At 51.6% G+C, this 3,289-nt stretch carries 4 protein-coding genes; 3 read left to right on the top strand and 1 reads right to left on the bottom strand.

The window, feature by feature from the left end:
- Positions 1–207: hypothetical protein (locus A11A3_RS18110; RefSeq protein ID WP_237738888.1), on the bottom strand; the 207-nt coding region annotated here is incomplete at its 3' end.
- Between the two features lie 37 nt (positions 208–244).
- Here A11A3_RS18110 and A11A3_RS16995 point away from each other — a divergent pair.
- The 3 genes from A11A3_RS16995 to A11A3_RS16985 are packed head-to-tail and all read left to right on the top strand — an operon-like array spanning position 245 to position 3,138.
- The gene (locus tag A11A3_RS16995) at positions 245–646 is read left to right on the top strand and encodes a GtrA family protein (RefSeq protein ID WP_008930568.1); all 402 of its coding nucleotides are present in this window, start codon (positions 245–247) and stop codon (positions 644–646) included.
- Entirely contained in the window at positions 630–1,658 is a 1,029-nt protein-coding gene (locus A11A3_RS16990) for a glycosyltransferase family 2 protein (protein WP_040297488.1), read from the top strand. The genes A11A3_RS16995 and A11A3_RS16990 overlap by 17 nt, the downstream gene beginning before the upstream one ends.
- Positions 1,642–3,138 carry an ArnT family glycosyltransferase gene (locus A11A3_RS16985; protein WP_008930566.1) on the top strand — a complete coding sequence of 499 codons (1,497 nt, stop codon included), beginning with the start codon at positions 1,642–1,644 and terminating at the stop codon, positions 3,136–3,138. The genes A11A3_RS16990 and A11A3_RS16985 overlap by 17 nt, the downstream gene beginning before the upstream one ends.
- The last annotated feature ends 151 nt before the right edge of the window (positions 3,139–3,289 follow it).

Below are 3,289 nucleotides of genomic sequence, written 5' to 3'. Positions count from 1 at the left end.
CCCATCAACCATTAAATCCGTATACCCAAAATGTCTTATCCGGGGCTGAACCGAAAATAGAATACTCTTGCTGTCTGAAAAAGCGTGAGCTGATGCTTGGATCCCGATATGAACTATCCAGTAATCTGTCTGTCTTAACTGGGACATCCCTGATTCCTTATTCCGGTATTTCTCGAATCCGGCATCGGAAAAGGAATCTTGGCGCATGAGGTTTAACTCGTTATCGGGACTGGATCCATTATAAATGAACGTCGGAATTAATCAGAGTAGCCTTAAAAGAATAAGTGGATTTATTGCCGCCGGAGGAATGGCAACCCTTTTCCATTGGGCGGCCATGTCCGGCCTGGTTCTGCTTGGCATGGCCCCCGTAGCAGCCACCTTTTCTGGAAGCGTTGTAGGAGCGGTTACCAACTACTGGTTGCAGCGAACTTTGGCCTTTCCAAACGCACGCCCACACATCCAGGCCATCTGGCGATATGCCTTTTCCTGTTCACTCGCAGCTCTCCTGAACGTTCTGATCTTTTTAGTCCTGCATCAACTGTTTGAAATCTCTGTTGTGCCTGCTCAGCTTCTAACCACTGCGGCTGTCGCTGTATTTAACTATGTTGTCTACCAAAGGCTGGTATTTCATGAACAAACCTCTTGAGACTTCCCGTGCGCCGAATGAATCAGAGCTGCTTTCCCTGGTGGTTCCGGTGTTCAATGAGCGTTCGATGCTTCCCCTATTCTTTGAGCATGTATTGCCGATCCTTGCGAGCCTCGATATTCGCTCGGAGATCGTGGTTGTGGACGATGGTAGCGAGGATGGCAGTGCCGAATTTGTTAGGACTTTCATTAAAAGGAAATCGAGCATCCGTCTCGTCAAGCTAAGCCGCAACTTTGGCAAAGAGGCAGCGGTAACAGCAGGGCTGGAGCATGCCAAGGGGGATGCGGTGATCGTTCTGGATGCGGACCTTCAGGATCCACCTGAATACATTCCCGAGATGGTCAAGAGTTGGAAGTCCGGCTTTGATGTCGTTCTGATGCAACGTCGATCACGTGTAGGCGAGAGTTTTCTCAAGCGCTGGAGTGCGCACCTTTTCTATCGCTTGCTGAATAAGACCAGTCGCACTGAAATCCCGGTCGACACGGGTGATTTCCGATTGATGAGCAGGCGGGCAGTTGATGCCCTTCTCCGGTTAGGAGAGCGCAACCGCTACATGAAGGGACTCTTTGCCTGGGTTGGTATGCCAACGACGATCATCGAATACGACCGGGCATTGAGAGTGGCTGGCGAGAGTAAGTGGGACTACCCGGGCCTGGTCGGCCTGGCCCTTGAAGGCCTGACTTCCTTCTCAGTGTCACCTCTCAGATGGGCAACGCTTGTCGGCTTGCTGGCCGCCTCCGTTGGTGGATTGTTCGGTGTCTGGATTGTAGCGAAGGCAATAATGCTCGGCGATCCGACTGACGGCTACCCATCGTTAATCGCCCTCATCAGTTTTCTGGGCGGCATACAACTGGTGAGCGTTGGTATCGTTGGTGAGTATGTGGGCAAAACCTACATCGAATCGAAACAGCGACCACTGTATCTGACCGAAGAAGTGGTCGAGAACAAAGAGGTATCAAGCCGAGACCAAATCAGCAACTTCAGAGGCGTCAAGAATGATAAAGCGATTTGAGCCCTGGTTCTGGGTACTGGCTGCCGTATTGTTCAGTCGCTTTATCGGAATGACGCTGTTTCCCTTCGTGGATACAACGGAGCCCCGATACGCTGAAATCGCTCGGTTAATGGCTGAATCCGGGGACTGGATAACGCCCTGGTTTGAACCCGGCGTTCCGTTCTGGGGGAAGCCTCCCCTGTCATTCTGGGCTCAAGCGGCCTCTCTAAAGATATTTGGACTGTCTGAATTCTCATTGCGGCTACCGGCATGGTTCGCCACGATTGGAATCGTATGGCTGACGTGGTGCCTCGCAAATCATGCGCGAGGTGCTGCGGTCGCTCGGTGGTCTACTCTTGTGCTTTCCACGATGGCACTCACTTATATCAGTGCTGGCGCAGTCATGACGGATACATTCCTGGTTTTTGGAACGACCCTCTCTCTGGTGAGCATGTGGTTCGTGCTTTCGGGCCGGTCTGACTATTGGCGCTGGTGGTTTTTCGTGGGCCTGGCTATCGGCTTGTTGTCAAAGGGACCGTTGGCTGTTGTATTGACCGTTACCCCCCTGGTGCTATGGGCTGCTATTTTCAGGCAGCAGTTACAACCGTTAAAAAAATTACCCTGGCTTCTTGGCTCACTTCTGACACTGGCGATTGCCGTGCCATGGTACGTGCTCGCTGAATTGAAAACGCCCGGGTTCCTCAACTATTTCATCATTGGCGAACACTTTAGCCGGTTTCTGGACCCCGGGTGGGCCGGCGATTTGTACGGTAGTGCCCATGACCGGCCCAAGGGCATGATCTGGATATTCTGGATTTGGGCTTCATTCCCCTGGGGTATCATTGGCTTGGTTGGCTTTGGCCTTGCGGCGGCGCGAGGCAAAACAAAGGATATATTCACTGGTGCTGTTCAAGACGCCTCAACGCTGTATCTGTTGTTTTGTGCGATAACGCCAATGCTGTTCTTTACCCTGGCAGGCAACACGCTCTGGACTTACATACTTCCTTCTCTGCCGTTCTCGGCCATTCTGATTGCCGGATGGGTGTCGCAGCTCAATTTACGTCCCTGGTCCAGAATCAGGTCGGGTGCTGTATTACTTGCACCCGTTCTCTTTACCCTTTCTGTGTTCATAGGTGTGAGCGGAGTAAAACCACTAAAAACCGAGAAGCAATTGATAGGCCGGTATGAGAGCATTCAGCAAGCGGGAGACGGTCCAATCTTTTACATTGGCAAGATGCCATTTTCCGCACGTTTTTATTCGTTGGGCGACGCTGTCGAAATCACCTCCACAGAATTCGACAGTCTGCTGGACGCTGACGGGTACGCCAGGGTCTTTGCCGCAATTCCAAACGATGCGGTAGATAAGGTTCTTGGTCCGCGGGCCACTGACGCTCAGAAGCTGGGGGAGAACAAACGGTACCAGCTATTCTCGATCGATCTTCCGCCAACAGACAGCCAGAATGACCCCGTTGATTCTGAATTAAACTCGAAGAATGATTAATGACGCAGCTGATTACTGCTAAAACTGAGTCTTTGAAGGCCGGATTTTCAAGATGGCTGGCCTTTTGGCAGTGATCTAGTCCGGAAATGGCAGTAAAATCAGAATCCTGGCTCCTCCGTTTTTCGGGTATACGGATTTAATGGTTGATGGG

Origin of the sequence: Alcanivorax hongdengensis A-11-3 (assembly GCF_000300995.1) — a bacterium.
Lineage (GTDB): Bacteria > Pseudomonadota > Gammaproteobacteria > Pseudomonadales > Alcanivoracaceae > Alcanivorax > Alcanivorax hongdengensis.
The sequence above is the reverse complement of the archived record's forward strand: the minus strand, read 5'-3'. Positions and strand labels throughout refer to the sequence as shown.